The 16529-nt window shown below is 36.3% G+C and carries 15 protein-coding genes and 1 pseudogene; 6 read left to right on the top strand and 10 right to left on the bottom strand.

What is annotated here, in order from left to right:
• Positions 1-199: 199 nt before the first annotated feature.
• From ytkD to ACFSTA_RS06410, 5 genes are all read right to left on the bottom strand, one after another.
• The gene (ytkD, locus tag ACFSTA_RS06430; protein WP_377555780.1) at positions 200-676 is read right to left on the bottom strand and encodes an RNA deprotection pyrophosphohydrolase; all 477 of its coding nucleotides are present in this window, start codon (positions 674-676) and stop codon (positions 200-202) included.
• 39 nt (positions 677-715) lie between these two features.
• Positions 716-1264: a hypothetical protein gene (locus tag ACFSTA_RS06425; protein WP_377555779.1), complete on the bottom strand. Its 549-nt coding sequence runs from the start codon at positions 1262-1264 to the stop codon at positions 716-718.
• A gap of 110 nt (positions 1265-1374) precedes the next feature.
• Positions 1375-1695, bottom strand: coding sequence for a hydrolase (locus ACFSTA_RS06420; protein WP_377555778.1), 321 nt, complete (start codon positions 1693-1695; stop codon positions 1375-1377).
• Positions 1696-1795: 100 nt separating this feature from the next.
• Positions 1796-2608 carry an ABC transporter ATP-binding protein gene (locus ACFSTA_RS06415; RefSeq protein ID WP_377555777.1) on the bottom strand — a complete coding sequence of 271 codons (813 nt, stop codon included), beginning with the start codon at positions 2606-2608 and terminating at the stop codon, positions 1796-1798.
• 145 nt (positions 2609-2753) lie between these two features.
• A complete protein-coding gene (locus ACFSTA_RS06410; RefSeq protein ID WP_377555776.1) occupies positions 2754-3707 on the bottom strand; it encodes an ABC transporter substrate-binding protein in 954 nt (317 codons plus the stop codon).
• A gap of 91 nt (positions 3708-3798) precedes the next feature.
• On the opposite strand from ACFSTA_RS06410, the gene ACFSTA_RS06405 reads away from it, so the two are divergent.
• The 3 genes from ACFSTA_RS06405 to ACFSTA_RS06395 all read left to right on the top strand — a co-directional run bounded on the left by ACFSTA_RS06405 (position 3799) and on the right by ACFSTA_RS06395 (position 6866).
• Positions 3799-4815 carry a FecCD family ABC transporter permease gene (locus ACFSTA_RS06405; RefSeq protein WP_377555775.1) on the top strand — a complete coding sequence of 339 codons (1017 nt, stop codon included), beginning with the start codon at positions 3799-3801 and terminating at the stop codon, positions 4813-4815.
• Positions 4816-4883: 68 nt separating this feature from the next.
• The gene (locus ACFSTA_RS06400; RefSeq protein ID WP_377555781.1) at positions 4884-5834 is read left to right on the top strand and encodes a FecCD family ABC transporter permease; all 951 of its coding nucleotides are present in this window, start codon (positions 4884-4886) and stop codon (positions 5832-5834) included.
• Positions 5835-5855: 21 nt separating this feature from the next.
• The gene (locus ACFSTA_RS06395; RefSeq protein WP_377555774.1) at positions 5856-6866 is read left to right on the top strand and encodes an NAD(P)/FAD-dependent oxidoreductase; all 1011 of its coding nucleotides are present in this window, start codon (positions 5856-5858) and stop codon (positions 6864-6866) included.
• Between the two features lie 320 nt (positions 6867-7186).
• Here the strand turns inward: ACFSTA_RS06395 and ACFSTA_RS06390 are convergent, their stop codons facing one another.
• The 5 genes from ACFSTA_RS06390 to ACFSTA_RS06370 all read right to left on the bottom strand — a co-directional run bounded on the left by ACFSTA_RS06390 (position 7187) and on the right by ACFSTA_RS06370 (position 13514).
• Positions 7187-8650, bottom strand: a complete 1464-nt coding sequence (locus ACFSTA_RS06390) for an o-succinylbenzoate--CoA ligase (protein WP_377555773.1) — start codon at positions 8648-8650, stop codon at positions 7187-7189.
• 76 nt (positions 8651-8726) lie between these two features.
• The gene (gene menB / locus ACFSTA_RS06385; RefSeq protein WP_377555772.1) at positions 8727-9545 is read right to left on the bottom strand and encodes a 1,4-dihydroxy-2-naphthoyl-CoA synthase; all 819 of its coding nucleotides are present in this window, start codon (positions 9543-9545) and stop codon (positions 8727-8729) included.
• A 41-nt stretch (positions 9546-9586) separates the two neighbouring features.
• Positions 9587-10393, bottom strand: a complete 807-nt coding sequence (gene menH / locus ACFSTA_RS06380) for a 2-succinyl-6-hydroxy-2,4-cyclohexadiene-1-carboxylate synthase (RefSeq protein ID WP_377555771.1) — start codon at positions 10391-10393, stop codon at positions 9587-9589.
• The gene (gene menD, locus ACFSTA_RS06375) at positions 10390-12132 is read right to left on the bottom strand and encodes a 2-succinyl-5-enolpyruvyl-6-hydroxy-3-cyclohexene-1-carboxylic-acid synthase (RefSeq protein ID WP_377555770.1); all 1743 of its coding nucleotides are present in this window, start codon (positions 12130-12132) and stop codon (positions 10390-10392) included. Before menD ends, menH begins: the two co-directional genes overlap by 4 nt.
• Positions 12132-13514, bottom strand: coding sequence for an isochorismate synthase (locus ACFSTA_RS06370; RefSeq protein ID WP_377555769.1), 1383 nt, complete (start codon positions 13512-13514; stop codon positions 12132-12134). Before ACFSTA_RS06370 ends, menD begins: the two co-directional genes overlap by 1 nt.
• Before the next feature lie 196 nt (positions 13515-13710).
• On the opposite strand from ACFSTA_RS06370, the gene ACFSTA_RS06365 reads away from it, so the two are divergent.
• The 3 genes and pseudogenes from ACFSTA_RS06365 (at position 13711) to ACFSTA_RS06355 (ending at position 15805) form a co-directional block, all read left to right on the top strand.
• Positions 13711-14646, top strand: a complete 936-nt coding sequence (locus ACFSTA_RS06365) for a 1,4-dihydroxy-2-naphthoate polyprenyltransferase (RefSeq protein ID WP_377555767.1) — start codon at positions 13711-13713, stop codon at positions 14644-14646.
• A 19-nt stretch (positions 14647-14665) separates the two neighbouring features.
• Positions 14666-15061 (top strand): hotdog fold thioesterase, encoded by a 396-nt coding sequence (locus tag ACFSTA_RS06360; RefSeq protein ID WP_377555766.1) that lies wholly within the window; start codon positions 14666-14668, stop codon positions 15059-15061.
• Positions 15062-15232: 171 nt separating this feature from the next.
• Positions 15233-15805 (top strand): annotated as a pseudogene (locus ACFSTA_RS06355) (DUF6434 domain-containing protein).
• Positions 15806-16529: the final 724 nt, after the last annotated feature.

Here is a 16529-nt window from a genome sequence, read left to right as displayed (position 1 = left end):
TTATCTTTATAAGCCTGGATTACCTCCAGTTTAAGTTCAATAGAACAAGCTCGATTAGACATAAAAATTCCCCCTAAGGTGAACAGATTTTTTTTTAATCTGTCTACCTTAAGGGGAGCATATCATTTTAATTGTAGAATTTCGAATCAAAGTTCGGATTTTTTCTTTGATTAAAACATTTTTATCCCAGCCTCTTGAATTAACTTATAAGAAACTCTTTTTGAATATAATTTAAACAATACGTCAATACATCGTCTTTCATAATAAAGCTATATAAATGATTTTCCTTTACATTTGAAGGAATCTCTTGCAATAATACGGGTCCATTAGTTTCAAAATACGTCTCTTGGTCATCGAGTGTTTTGATCGTAGCAAAATATACATTTTTTACAATATGTCTCCCTTTACCCGCTACATAATACTGTCCAATATACGTTAAATCGCTAACCGTACCACCCGTCTCCTCCTTCACTTCTCTGATTGCCGCTTCTTCAGCATTCTCTTCCACTTCAACATTCCCACCTGGAAACTCTAACCCTCGGGCTTTGTGTTCGGTTAATAGCCATTTGTTTTCATATTTGCATATAACCCAAACATGCTTTGGCGTTTGGGAAAATGGATGATCCTCAAAAGATAATTTAACCTCATTGTTATAAAAATCTTTAAAAATATACATTATTTCAGCTGCCTTTTATCAAAAATCATCACAGGAATACTAAGTCGGATAAGCAATGTCTGTAATTTTCCAATTGCTATTTATATTCGAGAAGGTAATTTCAATAGTATAGTCTCCAAAAAATACCGAATGATTTCCCTGGACAATTTTAACTTGTTTTTGGTCTGATTTTACTATATCATATTCATTTTTTTCCATAAACCAAGGAGGTGTTTCAGTTGGAACTAAATACAGATTATCAGCCTCTTCATAGTAGTAATAATCCACAAACTGTGCTGCTACATCTCGAGAAGATAACTTTTCAAATTCCTTTAATAGTTCCTCTTTGCTTCCAAAATGAACTACCTTATAATCTTCATCCGTTTCTTGAACTAACATATTCATGAAGGAATTCATTATATGATATATTTCGTCATGTGATAATTCAATCGGATACATAGTCACCTTATTCTGAATGTCTCCATATATAAATACATGGTTTTTACCCTCTAAATAATTACTAGCTGCCAGTAGTTTTCTATCGTGAAGATGATACAAGGAATACAGTAAAACTGAAACGACTAGTAAAATAATAGATTTACGTAGCATATAATAGGTTCCTCCTATTACAAGTCTTTATATTATTCCTAATAATGTATATCGATAAACAAAGAATAAAAAATGGAATAAGATATACAATATCCTATTCCACATTCTATTTACATATGCCTATCTGCTAGAATTCCAATGCTTTCTATATGAGATTTTGTATTTGCATCACCTAATTGATAAAGCATTTGAAAAGCCTCTGTTAATCCTGCGTCATATTCGTCATTTGATTCATCTTCATGGTAAGGTTTAATCGGTACATGCGACCGTAAAAAAGTGCCAAAAGCAGCAGCCTCCATGTGATCCATTTTCGAACGAAGTTCCTCTATTTCTTCTTCCGTTGCATACACCACGAATTCATCATTGTTATCGTACTTTATTTGGGATATCTCACGAGATTGCAAACTGATATAGTATTTTTTCTTTTCCATACCTCATACCTCCTATGCTTAATTTGGCACAAAATGAAAGAAGCATGTATAAAAAAACTCACCAATTAGAATTGATGAGTTTGGAATTGATTTTTTTATATTAATTTATTGTACGATTTGCAAAAAGACATCTGCCTTTACCATGTGGAATACACATCGGTGTACCAAACATTGGATCATACATGACATCACATTTCATGTCGAAAACCTCATGAACCAAATTACAATTAATAATTTCTTCCGGTTTTCCTTGAGCAAAAACTTTTTTGTCCCTTATAGCAACAATGTGATGGGCATAACGACTAGCAAGGTTTATATCATGTAACACCATTACGATTGTTCTTCCATCTTTTTCATTTAATTCAAACAATAAATCCAAGACATCGATTTGATGTGTCATATCTAAATAAGTCGTTGGTTCATCAAGAAGTATTAAATCCGTATCCTGAGCAAGGGTCATCGCAATCCAAGCACGTTGACGCTGTCCTCCAGATAAAGAATCGACGGAACGATCCTGCAAATTACTAATGTTAGTTACTTCTAACGCATGTGTAACCGCATCCTCATCTTCTTTTGACCATTGCTTTAAGAATCCTCTATATGGGTGTCTACCTTGTTTTACCAATTCTTTAACTGTTAATCCTTCAGGAGTTGTTGGGCTTTGTGGTAAGATTGCTAATTTTCTAGCAACGTCCTTTGTCGCCATTTTTGCTATATCTTCCCCATTTAATACAACATCTCCTTCTTTAGGCTTCATAAGTCGAGCTAAAGATCGAAGTAATGTTGATTTACCACACCCATTACCACCAATAAAAACCGTAATTTCCCCTTTAGGAATTTCCAAGTTCAAATCATCGATAATAATTGAGTCACCATATCCAAGTGTTAACTCTTTTGCCGTCAACGTTTGCATTGGAATCTCTCCCCTATTCCGTACTCAACCCCTATATACTAATATATATGGGCTATTTTCCTAAATCACTACTTCTAGTTTATTTCCTTTTTGTCATTTAGTCAATGATAATCATTTTCAATAAGAAAATTTTTTTCTTATTTTTTTACTCAGCTAGGGCGTTTAAAACTTCATCAATTGTTTGCTGTGAAGCAATTAATCCTTTGTTTGTCCAATTACTTGGATCTTCAATTCTATAAATATTACCATTTTCAGCCGCTCGTGTGCTTTGCCAAACAGCACTATTTTCCAACATTTCTATCCCTTGTTCACCTTCTGTTGCTAATAGAAATACATGGTCAGCATCTAATTCAGACAATTTCTCAATCGATAATGGATTCCATTGCAACTCAGAATCGCCTAGTTCCGATACAAGATTTGGCTGGTGTACACCTAAAACGTCGTAAAGAACTTCTGCACTATGACGATCATGCTCAAATAAAAAGAATTGCTCCCCTGCGACCCAAATTGCTGCCACAGTTTCATCTCCAATTGCCTCTTTTAATTGCTCACTAGCTTCAGCAACCTTAACATCATAATCGGCTAACACTTTCTTGGCCTCGTTTTCTTTTCCAAAAATCTTTCCAAACGTTGTTATCTGATTGCGCCAACTTTTCGTCGTTTGTTCATCCATTACATACGTAGAAGCAATTTTGCTATAATCTTCATATGTTCCTTCATAGCTATCTAAATTATTTTCTAAAATAATAAGATCTGGTTCATGATTTAATACCTGCTCTAATGGAAGATTCCATTCGATACCAGGTAGTTCACTTAAATCATTTTCCAAATAGTCTTGAATACTTGTACCGATAACCCATTTTGCAACAGGTGTTATATCAAGAGCGAGTAATGCATCTTCGTGATATGGCGCAATTACTCTATCTACGTCTGAAGGGATAGTAACCTCACCCATTTCAGAATCAAGTGTAACCTCTTCACTCTTGTCAGAATCATTTTCACTTTCATTTGATTCACCATCACTGCATGCAGTAACGATTATGAGTAAACCAACGAGCATCAAATAAAATGCTACGTTTTTTTTAAAATTTATATACATATGTAACCCTCCAATATGTTATAATGGCACACGGTAATGATAATCATTTTCAATTACAAAGTCAACTTATTTTACAAATTAGGAGAAAATTATGTTATACAAAATAAATCATTCAAAAGGCTTAAGGCTCCTTATAAATATTATTGCATTAATTGTACTAATTATTTCCATTGGATTATCAATATCTATTGGGGTAGCAAGAATTGAATTATCCACTGTATGGGATGCCATTTTTCATTTTGACCCGGAAATTACTAACCATCAGGTTATTCAAGAACTACGATTGCCCCGAGCACTATCCGCCACTTTAGTAGGAGCTTTTCTAGCTGTATCTGGCTCCGTTATGCAGGGAATGACACGTAACCCTTTAGCGTCACCTTCAATTATGGGCGTTACCGATGGAGCAGCGTTTGCACTAGTCATTACACTGGCATTTTTTCCTACAATCTCCTTTATTGGTTCAACGTTTGCTTCCTTTATTGGGGCAGGAATAGCTGTCATCATTGTATTTGCCATTGGATCGATGTCAACGGGAGGGTTAACTCCTGTAAAACTTGCATTAGCAGGAGTAGCAATTGGAACCATGTTAAGCTCCATATCATCGATGATTGCACTACATTTCCAATTGGAACAACAAATGGGATTTTGGTTAGCTGGTGGTCTTGCAGGTACAAGTTGGATTAGTATTCAAATTTTACTTGCTGCTGGGTGTGTTGGTTTAATTTTAGCTTTTACCATAGCCAAATCTATCACCGTCCTAAGTTTAGGTGAGGATGTAGCAACTAGTTTAGGACAAAAGAATATAATAATAAAACTATTAGGAATTCTTTCTGTACTTATTCTAACCGGAGCAGCAGTATCTATTGCTGGCGCAGTTGGATTTGTCGGACTTATTGTTCCACATATTACCCGGTTTATTGTTGGAACTGATTATCGCTGGATAATACCTTCATCAGCAATTTTCGGTGCATTACTACTCGTATTATCTGACCTTGTTTCAAGACTAATAAATGCACCTTTTGAAACACCTGTTGGAGCCATAACCTCCCTTATAGGCGTTCCTTTCTTCTTATATTTGGCACGAAGTAGTGGAGGTGGAAAACAGTGAATACATACGAAGAAAAGAAACATAAAAAATTCTCATTAATTATTTGTGTCCTAATTCTATTAATTATTATGATGTTTTTTATCAGCTTAAGCACAGGAGTTATCCAGATTTCTCCTATCGAGGTATTAAAAACGCTATTTAACCAAGGTACGGAGAGACAAGAATTAGTCCTATTCGATTTTCGATTACCTGGTATTGTATTAGCTTTACTAATTGGGTCAGGGTTAGCCGTATCCGGAGCTATTTTACAAGGAGTTACGCAAAACGAGCTTGCTGATCCCGGAATACTAGGTATTAACTCAGGAGCTGGATTAGCAGTTGTTTTGTATATTTTCTTTTTCCAGAATAGCTTAGATACAAGTAACTTATTGTCCACCTTAATCATGCCAATTTTTGCATTATGTGGTGCTCTTTTTGCAGCCTTGCTAATTTATACTCTCGCTTGGAAAAAAGGAGTAGATCCCATTCGGTTAATTCTTGTAGGGATAGGTGTAAATGCTGGGTTCGGTGCATTACTAATCATCTTTCAGTTGAAAATGGACCCTCAAGATTTTAGACAAGCAGCTGTTTGGTTATCTGGTGATATTTGGAGTGCAAACTGGAATTTTGTAATTGCACTATTACCTTGGATGATAATCCTTGTACCATTAGCAATGTATAAAGCACATTCTTTAAATATCTTAGGTTTTGGTGATGAGGTTGCCTCAGGACTCGGGACTAGTGTAGAAAAGGAACGAATAAAATTATTAATTATTGCGGTTGCATTAGCAGGAGCCTCGGTTGCTGCTGGAGGTGCGATTGCCTTTTTAGGACTAGTAGTGCCGCATATCGCTAGAAAGCTAATAGGACCTTTACATCATTATGTAATTCCGATTTCAGCCTTAATAGGGGCGTTGTTGTTAATGGTTGCTGATATGATCGGTAAAAATATATTAACACCTACACAAATTCCAGTAGGTATTGTCGTCGCTATTCTAAGTGTACCTTACTTTGTCTATTTATTAATGAAAACCAAGTAACATTTCAGGAGGAAATTTATAATGTCTACGCAACAAGATTTATATGATGTAACAATTATTGGTGGAGGTCCCATTGGACTATTCACTGCATTTTATAGTGGTATGCGAGAAATGAAAACAAAAATAATTGAATTTCTCCCTTTTTTAGGTGGAAAGGTGCCTTATTTCTACCCAGAAAAAATAATAAGAGATGTTGGAGGTATTCCTCATGTATCTGGTGAGGAATTTACAGAGAATTTAATTGAACAAGCAAAAACCTTCGACCCTACTATTATTCTAGAACAGCAAATTACCGGAATGGAAAGACTCGATGATGGAACATTCCTTTTAACTAGTAGTAATGGAGATAAACATTATACGAAAACAGTTATATTAGCTACAGGATATGGTACCTTGCAATCAGTAAAACTAGACCTACCTGATGCAGTTGTTTTTGAAGAAAACAATCTTCATTATTACATAAGAAAGTTGCAAAGCTATGCCGGAAAACAAGTAGTAATTTCTGGGGGAGGAAATTCAGCAATAGATTGGGCCAATGAGCTGGAGCCAATCGCTGACAAGGTTACATTAGTATACCGTAAATCATCCTTCACAGGTATTGAAAGTAACATTACGAAAATGATGAACTCTTCTGTTGAAGTGCTTAATCCATATGAGATCACGGAATTAAACGGAGGAAATGGGCAATTATCTAGTATAGTCATTAAACATGTTGAAGATGGTACAGTGAAAGAGATCAAAACGGATAGTTTAATCGTAAATCACGGATTTAACATTGATTTAGGCCAGATTACGGATTGGGGTATGCAAATGAATGGCGGATCCATCCAAGTCGATCATACAATGGTTACATCTGTTCCAGGAATTTTTGCTGTTGGTGATATTGCCAATTATCCTGGAAAATTAAATTTGATCGCTGGAGGATTTAATGAAGGTCCTATTGCAGTTAATCATGCTAAGCTTCATATTTCACCTAAAACAGAGCTAAAATCGATCTATTCAACGAATTATGAGCCGTTACTAGATAAATAATAAAGAATTACATTAACAGGTTCGTTAGAATGAATGAAAAATAAATAACATAACTTTTGAGAAGCCATCAACAAGTTGGCTTCTCTTTTTTTATTATCATGATTATTCATCCTTATGAAGTTCTTAAATGCCCGTAAGATATGGTATTTAGGACTGTCTTTCTCATTGAATTTTCCCGTTGGATACTGTATCAAAGAATGAATAACAATAAGCATAAGGATTATCAGTCCTTATGCCTATTTGTAATCAATTCAAAGTGTATGCGGAAGGAATTCCGAATGATAATAACGATTTTTTCTTCCAAATATGAGCCGTTATAATTAACTGTCACTCCTTCTATTAATTGTGGATAATAGCTTGTTTCTAACTAACTTATTGGATGCATTTCTTGGCAATGCATCCACAAAATATACTTCTTTTGGAATTTTATATTTTGCTAAACGTTTTTCTGCAAATTGATATATTTCTTCTTTCGTTAGTTCATTATTTGAAACAATAAAAGCAATAGGGACCTGACCCCATGTCCCATCCTGCTTACCTACAATTCCAATTTCTTTAATTCCATTCATAGCTGATAATACGCTTTCTATTTCTGAGGGATAAATATTTTCTCCACCTGAAATAATTAGATCCTTTCTTCGATCCACTACATATAAGAAGCCATCATCATCTAAATAGCCTAAATCGCCAGTTAAGAGCCATTCGTCTTGAAAGGATTTTTTAGTAGCATCTTGATTATGAAAATAACCTTTAGTCACCATCGGTCCTTTTACTGCAATTTCTCCAATATTATCTTGGTCTGGATGTATAATCCTAAGTTGTGCTGGAACTAATGGCTTTCCTGATGACCCAATTTTTTCTAAGGCATCATGAGGACTTAATGTCGCTATTTGAGAAGAGGTTTCTGTCATACCATAAGACTGAAATATTGGGATATGCTTTTCCTTTGCTGTTTCTAATAATGATTTTGGTGCTGGTCCTCCCCCAAGTAGCATGCATCGAAACTCCTTCGGGTAGACTTTATCACCAAGTTTTTCTATTAGTCTTTGTACCATGACTGTAACGACAGATATCATTGTTACACCACGATGCATAATTGCCTGATGAACCTTTTCGTCATCAAATTTTTCAAACAACAACACAGGCATTCCATAGATAGCACTCTTTATATAAATGGATAACCCTCCAACATGAAACATAGGTAATACTGCCAACCACTTGTCATCTTTCAGTAACCCCAGATTCAACGCGGAACCTATGGCACTCCACCAATGGTTTCCGTATGTATGTTGAACACCTTTTGGAAATCCAGTTGTACCGGACGTGTATATGATAGTAAATGTATCATCAAGGTGTAGTTCACTAACTAACTCAACATTAGCCTCTTTCATATTTTCCACATCGGTGAACGATTTTTTCTTATGAGCATGTAACGGTTCCGCCTTCGATAATTGCTCGTCAGATGTAAGTAAGACTGAAACCTTTGCATCTTCAAGTTGATAATTTAACTCTTCCGATGTAAGGCGAGTATTTAATAAAACAGCTACTGCACCAATATAACTTAATGCATGGATTGCAATAATCATTTTTACATCATTAGTAGATAAAATACCGACATGACTACCTTTTCGTATTTCCATAGCAGCTAATTTCTTAGCAAATAATTTACTTTTATGTTGTAGCTCAAGGAACGTGAGCTTTGTTCCATCCTCTAATTCGATAGCTGGATGGTCCGGAGCTAGATTTGCTTGTTTCGAAAGCCAATGCGGAATAGTTTCGGTCATGAAAATGCCCTCCTTTCTAAACTAATTGAAAAACCTTTGCAATTAAGCAAAGGTTTCTCATCAAAAGCATACTCAATCAAGGGAAACGTGGGAATTGATCAAAGTCCGGCTTTCTTTTTTCTTTGAATGCATCTCTTCCTTCTTTAGCTTCGTCTGTTGTGTAATATAGAAGTGTAGCATCCCCACCCATTTGTTGAAGTCCAGCCAATCCATCTGTATCTGCATTAAAGGAGGCTTTCAAGAAACGTAGTGCAGTAGGTGATTTTTCTAAAATTTCTTCACACCATTGAATCGTTTCCTCTTCTAATTTTTCTAGTGGAACAACCGTGTTTACTAATCCCATTTCATATGCTTCATCTGCACTATACTGACGACATAAGAACCAAATTTCACGAGCGCGTTTATGACCTACCATACGAGCTAGTAATCCGGCACCATACCCCGCATCAAAACTTCCTACTTTCGGTCCAGTTTGTCCAAAAATAGCATTATCCGCTGCAATGGTTAAATCGCAGACAACGTGTAAAACATGTCCCCCACCAATTGCATATCCTGATACCATTGCAATAACTGGTTTCGGTATTGTACGAATTAAACGCTGAAGATCAAGTACGTTTAACCGAGGAACTTGGTCACTACCTACATAACCACCATGTCCTCTCACAGATTGGTCTCCTCCAGAGCAGAACGCTTTTTCACCAGCACCAGCTAACACGATTACGCCAATGGATGAATCATCGCGAGCGTCTGCAAATGCGTCAATCATTTCATTAACAGTTAGTGGAGTAAAAGCATTACGTTTTTCCGGACGGTTAATGGTCACCTTAGCAATACCATTATATTTTTCATAAATAATTTCTTCATAGTTTCTGACCTTTTCCCATGCTACAGTCATTAAAATCCTCCTTAATGTAAATTGATATGTATAAAAAAACATCAATTAGAGTTTTGAAAAATAAACTCTGTTACTATTTTACCAAAAATCTCAGCTTGTTCCACATGAATTGCATGCCCAGCATTTTTAACAACGGTTAAATTACTTTTCTGTAAGTGTTTTTCCATCCTTTGATTAATTAGTTGAAACTTTTCATCTAATTCACCAACTACTAATAAGACAGGCTTTCGAAAGGATTTAAGTTCTTCCCACCAGCTCGGTTGGCTACCTGTACCCATATACCTCAAGGAAGATGCTAACCCATCTTTTTCCTGTGATACACGTTCGTTGCGAATAGATTGCTGAATGGTGGCGGACAGTTTCTTTTGAGAGCTGAATAATGGGATATTTTCCCAGTAACTCACAAAATTGGTTACTCCTTCTTGTTCAATTCGTTGGGCTAATTCCACATCTTTTTCCCGTCTTTTTTCCCTTTCCGTACGTACTGCTAACCCTGGTGAAGCACTTTCTAAAATGAGTGATTTGATAAAGTCTGGGTACATCATCGAGAACGAAAGCGCAGTTCTTCCTCCCATCGAGTATCCAACCAAATGGAATGTTTCAAGATGTAAATGATGAAAGAGTTTGTTTAGGTCCTGACAACAAGCAATCATCGTTTTTGGTGTCGGCGTATTAGTCCTACCGTGGCCAGGTAAATCAATTGCGATAATTTGGAGTGACGATTTCCATTTCGTTATGAAATTTGACCATGTTTGTGTACTCCCTGTAAACCCATGTAAGAGAACAATCGGCTCCCCTGATCCATATACTTCGTACCAGTAGGTCGCATCTCCTGTTGTAAATTTCATTGAATCACCGACTTGTGAATATCATCTGAAATATTATTCCAAAGATTACGATGCCAAGTAACATTTTCTTCCCGATCCGTTTTAACTTCTACGACAGATAAACCAGTCTCGTGATAGCTTTTTTGTAAAGCATTTTCCAATTCTGTTTCATCTGAAGGTGAATGATAGGAGCCACCATACATACGAACTGCTTGCTCGAATTCTAGATTTACTGGTGTACCAAATAATGCTTCAAAATGTTTCTGCTCAGATGCCTGAGGTAAGAATGAAAATATACCTCCACCATTATTGTTAATCAATAAGATAGTTACATTCAACTGGTAATGTTTAGCTGCTAGCAGCCCATTCATATCATGATAAAAAGATAAATCCCCTAAAACTAACGTAACAGGGGTTCCTGATGCCGCAGCTCCCAGAGCGCTTGATACCATCCCGTCAATTCCATTTGCTCCACGATTCGCCAAAACATAAATATCCTTCGAAGAGGATAAGAAAAATGTATCGACATCTCGAATTGCCATACTATTACCGACGTATAGACTGCTACGGTCAGGTATAGCTTGTAATAATGTCCGGACTGCCGAACCTTCTGTCAGTGTCTTGTCTGAAATTCCTTCGAGATGTTGTCTCGTAATACTATTCATTTTCTTCCACTTTTCAAGCCACTTTGTATTGAAATGTATTTCTAATCCTGCTTCTAATAGTTGTGAACAGAGTGTAACAGGGTCTGAATAAATAAAATCCGTGCGATTTCCTACCGGCTCACGATACCCAGAATGTTTTTCTACAATAAAATGCTGTGCATCCATATGTTCTTGAGCATAAAAAAGATATGCTTTTGATACCGGCATTGCTCCGAAACGAATAATAAAATCTGCTTTCAATTCTTTACGGTAACTTTCATTTCGTAAAAAAGCATCATAGCCTTCTATAATATTATCTTTTTCATGATCTCCAGATCTAATTTGTGATAATGGATCTACTAATACTGGTAAGCCCCAAACTGATGCTAACTTTGCGATTGCCTGTCCCAAATTGCTATCGATTTGTGGACCACATACAATTAATCCACGGTCCATGGATTTAATTTTGAAAAGGATCGTTTCAATAATTTGGTCTGGCAGTCTTTTCATCCCTTCATGGACAGGAGCGTATGAATCATCCCGATTCTCTCCCCATACATTATCCAATGAAAAATCAGGAATCAAAGGTTCACGGAATGGAAAGTTCAAATGAACTGGACCCGAGTTACCTTCTAAAGCAGTATGTATTGCACGTGATGCATTACTTCTTGCATACATCAACATGCTAGGTGTAGCCTCAGGTAAAGGCATTTCTTGAAACCATTTGACATAGTTACCATATAACTTTATTTGATCAATAGCTTGTGGTGCGCCAACATCCCTTAATTCATGAGGACGATCAGCTGTTAGCACAATTAATGGTACTCTACTTTGATGTGCTTCGATGATAGCTGGAAAATAATTTGCAGTTGCTGTCCCCGAAGAACAAAGTAAAGCAACTGGCCGATTGGTTTGCTTGGCCAAACCCAATCCAAAAAAGGACGCTGATCGTTCGTCTAAGATTATCCATTCCTTTATTTCAGGATGCTCAGCCAATGTCATTGCCAGTGGTGTCGATCTGGATCCAGGTGATATTACTACATCCGTTAAACCCGATTCAGCCAATTCATCTACAAAGTTTGCAACAAATCTCGTTAATTGTTCTTTATATTCCATTATACTCCTCCTAATACAGACAACATCGGTAAGAACTTTATGTTCGTTTCGGCATATTCTGCCTCTGGATCGGAGTCACGTACAATTCCACACCCTGCAAATAATGAAGCTTTATCACCTCGAATAAGTCCTGAACGAATTGCTACGGCAAACTCGCCATTTGCATTACTATCTAACCATCCCACCGGAGCACCGTACCATCCACGATCCATATGTTCATAATGACGAATGAATGCTAATGATTTTTCCCGAGGTGTCCCTCCAAGAGCTGGTGTCGGATGTAATTTTTCTATCACATTAAAAATACTATAGCCCTCTCTAAGTGTTGCTCTTACAGGTGTATACAAATGTTGTAAATTAGAAAGTGATAAAATGTCAGGATCCTTCGGAATAACAATATTTTCACAATAGTTCTCCATTGCCTGTTTTATCATCTGGACTACAAAATCATGCTCTTCACGATTCTTTTGATCATGAAGCAATGTGTATTTAAATTTCTCATCTTCTTCAAGTGATTTTCCCCTTGGTGCAGTTCCTGCCAAACAGGTTGAAAGTAATTGGTTTCCTTCAATTTTCACTAGACGTTCTGGCGTGGCACCGATAAAACAATCCTTTTCCTGTTCAAAAGCAAAAACATAACTATTTGGCTGTGTTTCCACTAACTCACGTAAAACGGCAGTAATAGATGCTTCCTTTGAAAGATGAAGACGAATTTCTCGAGCAAGGACAATTTTTTCAGTTTCATGTTTGTTTATTTCATCTGTTGCCTTTTTAACTGTTTTTTTCCATGATTCAGGCTGAATCTCCTCTTGTGAAATAACGTGGACATTTTCAGGAAAGCTTTCAACAGGTGATAGCAATTGCTGTTCCTTTGCATTGAGTTGAGTCAATAATTGTTTAGCATGATCATTACGATTTACTCGAGTAATAGTCGTTAAATAATAATTACCTTCAATCTTGGCAAGCGTAAATTCAGGAATAGTAAATTGACTTGCTTTGTAATTGCTCCAAAGCTCTGTTTTTTCCTTTTTCGGATCAAAAGCCATCCCACCTAAGGCAATAACCCCTGTTCCAGGAACGTTATAAGGATTATGAATAATTGCTTCTTCTAATACTGTCTGCCATCTATTTTCTGTATAATTCATATCTGATTGTTCTGTTGCTATTTCTAATGTAGAACCAACTCCGATGATGCAAAAGTCATCAATAGAACTTCTCCAATATGTGCGATTCCCTAATTTTTCTGCTGCTTCAAAAAAATATAACGGATTTATTTCATTAATTTTTTTTGTATAACTGACAAGCTTTGTTTCATCAGTTTGTATATTATGAATAGCCTTTTCTAGCATAGACTCTAATATATCTTCTTTAACCTTAAGCATCTATGATAAACCTCCATGTAAAAATAGAAACTTCATTCCTATTTTATTCTCTTTTCTATTGTTTCTCAAGAAATGGAACTATATTTAAGACCGTTCAATTGAATCCCATCTATATATTACCACATTATACAATTGACACCTTATATCAATTTCCATAAACTTAATATGATATAGTATTCTCAGGGGGAAAGCATAAATGAACACGACTAATAAAGACCACATAAAGCAAGCCCTAAATGAAAAAGGTGGGGTACAAGTATGGTGGCGACTTTTACGTCCACATACATTAACAGCTTCATTTGTACCTGTTTTTGTTGGAACAATGGTAGCAGTTAATGATGAATCGTTTAACGTATGGTTATTTTTAGCAATGTTATTTGCTTCCATGCTAATTCAATCTGCTACAAATATGTTTAATGAGTATTATGACTATGTACGTGGTCTTGATACAGAAGAGTCAGTTGGTATAGGTGGTACCATCGTTCGTGACGGTATCAAGCCAAAAACTGTTTTACATTTAGCGCTATCATTTTATTTTATATCTTTTTTGCTTGGATTGTATATATGCAGTGAATCAAGTTGGTGGATTGCATTAATTGGACTTGTTTGTATGGCACTTGGATACTTATACACAGGTGGGCCACTACCAATTGCCTATACTCCACTAGGTGAACTGTTTGCAGGATTTTTTATGGGAACCGTTATTATTGGAATAAGTTATTTTATCCAAACAGGAACGATGACACCGGAAGTTTTTTGGATCTCCATTCCTATTGCTATCTTCATTGGTTGTATCATGCTCGCTAATAACATTCGCGATCTCGATGGAGACAAAGAAAACGGTAGAAAAACGATCGCTATCCTTATCGGTAGACCAAATGCAATTCGCTTCTTAGCGCTTCTATTTATAACAGCAATTGGTTTAACAGCTTACTATATTGTATTAGGAATCCTACCATTCTGGTCATTAATTACATTTATCGCATTACCATTAGTCATTAAAGTAATCAAAAACTTTTGGGGTAAAACACAACCACTTGAAATGATGCCAGCAATGGTTGCTACAGGTAAAACAAATACTATTTATGGTTTTCTACTAGGTATATCATTATTAATTGAAAAATTACTATAGATAACAAGGGGGAGTATGGATGGATTTAAGTAATACGTTAATGGAATCATTGGGAATAGAAGTTGTATCTTTGGATAAAAATCTAATCGTCATGTCTATGCCTGTCGATAAACGCACCCATCAGCCTGTTGGCTTTTTACACGGAGGTGCAAATGTAGCTTTAGCTGAATCCGCAGCAAGCATCGGTGCGTGCTTACACGTAGATTTGGAAGCATACAATGTATTCGGTCTTGAAATTAATGCTAATCATATTAAAAGTAAGCGCGAAGGAATCGTTACTGCAAAAGCAACTCCTTTCCATGTAGGAAAAACAACTATGGTATGGGAAATCAAGATTGTCGATGAAAATGAAGAACTTATTTGTATTTCACGTTGTACCATTGGTGTTGTACCAAAAAAGAAAAGTACGTCATAATTGCGGATACCGTTACTTGTCATTGCAGTCTGATCACGACAAATACATTACAGAGGATTTTTACAAAAAGCATCACAAAAATTGTGGTGCTTTTTGTATTTACATACGATATTTATATTGAATAAAAGGAACATTCGTTCTATAATGAGTGATTATATGGGGGTGTTGTTTTTGAGACCGAATCTAACCAAAAATATTAGCGTACAGAAATTTAAAGAATTCTATTGGTTAAAGTAAGAATTACAGTCATTCTGTAAAGAAAATGGAATAAGTCCTTCTGGTGCAAAATTAGATATATCCGACAGAATTGAGATATTTCTTCGGACAGGAGAGATAAAAAATCCTGTTAGAAAATCAAGGGGAAGCAAGAAAGCAAAACTACAACTCGATATAAGTCTCGATACGGTCATTACAGAAAATCACCGTTGCAGTCAAAATGTAAGAGCTTTTTTTAAGACAGTTATACCTAATTTTCATTTTTCTACCTACATCCAAAACTATTTTAAAAATAACATTGGAAAAACGTATCGTGATGTTGTAGATGCTTGGTATGAAGAAGAAGAACGAAAGAAAGACCCGGCTTATAAGAAAAAAATAGCTCCTCAATTTGAATACAACCAATTTATTCGTGATTTTTACGCTGATCCCATTAACCAAGGTAAAAGTCGAAAAGAAGCGATTGAAGCCTGGAACAACATAAAAAAAGTCCCAGGAAATAATAAATATAGGTCTAATAATAATTAGTGTTTTAGGCATAGAGACTATCATTAGTTCAACTCGTTTAGCAAATCCTTTTTTTGCATTTCCAGTCAAAGTCATGTTGTACTGCTTCAGTTTTATGAAGGACTTTTCTCATGGAAATTCGCCTGATAATGTCCTTCAAAAGCTTATAAAATTGACTACAAATAGCTAATCTACTTGTAGCAAATACACAATCTATTATTTAGGTTTACATAGCCTTTGAATAGAACAAAGNCACGTCCTGTGCGTCGTAGCGACGTACGAACTGCGCCAGCGTAACGCTGGTGGTTCAATGTTGCCACGCAAAGTGGTGGTTTTAATTGAACATTCCCCGTAGGAGATAAAGGAAACATGCCCCTTCATAGGGGTATGCCGACGTTGGGCGCAAAGCCCGATTTTAGTCGGCCTTCCTTTAATCTTACAGTTTAAGGATGTTCGACTATGTCGAACTGTTATCGTACGGAGGTGAGGGAAGTTGCGCTAGTCGCTGGGCGCTGGTCGATGAAAACGCCACGTCCTGTGGCGTCATCGACACTAGGACGTCCTGTCCGTCGGAGCTGGACGTGGCTGTTCCTGCCAAGAAATATCCACAGGTATTATATTTTATAATTTCCTGGTGTTTGAAATAATATATTCAAACACAAAAAGTCCCATTGACTATGCTACGATTGAAGTACTTAACCAAGTTTAACTCAATCTACCACCCACCAAGGAGGCCATAGTCAAT

This window comes from Ornithinibacillus salinisoli, assembly GCF_042684965.1.
GTDB lineage: Bacteria > Bacillota > Bacilli > Bacillales > Amphibacillaceae > Ornithinibacillus > Ornithinibacillus salinisoli.
Note: the sequence above shows the minus strand (reverse complement) of the source record. Positions and strands in the feature narration are given on the sequence as shown.

Excerpts from the sequence above, each read along its gene's own strand:
- ytkD (WP_377555780.1), bottom strand. The coding sequence starts at position 676 with ATGTATATTTTTAAAGATTTTTATAACAATGAGGTTAAATTATCTTTT.
- ACFSTA_RS06425 (WP_377555779.1), bottom strand. The coding sequence starts at position 1,264 with ATGCTACGTAAATCTATTATTTTACTAGTCGTTTCAGTTTTACTGTAT.
- ACFSTA_RS06420 (WP_377555778.1), bottom strand. The coding sequence starts at position 1,695 with ATGGAAAAGAAAAAATACTATATCAGTTTGCAATCTCGTGAGATATCC.
- ACFSTA_RS06415 (WP_377555777.1), bottom strand. The coding sequence starts at position 2,608 with ATGCAAACGTTGACGGCAAAAGAGTTAACACTTGGATATGGTGACTCA.
- ACFSTA_RS06410 (WP_377555776.1), bottom strand. The coding sequence starts at position 3,707 with ATGTATATAAATTTTAAAAAAAACGTAGCATTTTATTTGATGCTCGTT.
- ACFSTA_RS06405 (WP_377555775.1), top strand. The coding sequence starts at position 3,799 with ATGTTATACAAAATAAATCATTCAAAAGGCTTAAGGCTCCTTATAAAT.
- ACFSTA_RS06400 (WP_377555781.1), top strand. The coding sequence starts at position 4,884 with ATGATGTTTTTTATCAGCTTAAGCACAGGAGTTATCCAGATTTCTCCT.
- ACFSTA_RS06395 (WP_377555774.1), top strand. The coding sequence starts at position 5,856 with ATGTCTACGCAACAAGATTTATATGATGTAACAATTATTGGTGGAGGT.
- ACFSTA_RS06390 (WP_377555773.1), bottom strand. The coding sequence starts at position 8,650 with ATGACCGAAACTATTCCGCATTGGCTTTCGAAACAAGCAAATCTAGCT.
- menB (WP_377555772.1), bottom strand. The coding sequence starts at position 9,545 with ATGACTGTAGCATGGGAAAAGGTCAGAAACTATGAAGAAATTATTTAT.
- menH (WP_377555771.1), bottom strand. The coding sequence starts at position 10,393 with ATGAAATTTACAACAGGAGATGCGACCTACTGGTACGAAGTATATGGA.
- menD (WP_377555770.1), bottom strand. The coding sequence starts at position 12,132 with ATGGAATATAAAGAACAATTAACGAGATTTGTTGCAAACTTTGTAGAT.
- ACFSTA_RS06370 (WP_377555769.1), bottom strand. The coding sequence starts at position 13,514 with ATGCTTAAGGTTAAAGAAGATATATTAGAGTCTATGCTAGAAAAGGCT.
- ACFSTA_RS06365 (WP_377555767.1), top strand. The coding sequence starts at position 13,711 with ATGAACACGACTAATAAAGACCACATAAAGCAAGCCCTAAATGAAAAA.
- ACFSTA_RS06360 (WP_377555766.1), top strand. The coding sequence starts at position 14,666 with ATGGATTTAAGTAATACGTTAATGGAATCATTGGGAATAGAAGTTGTA.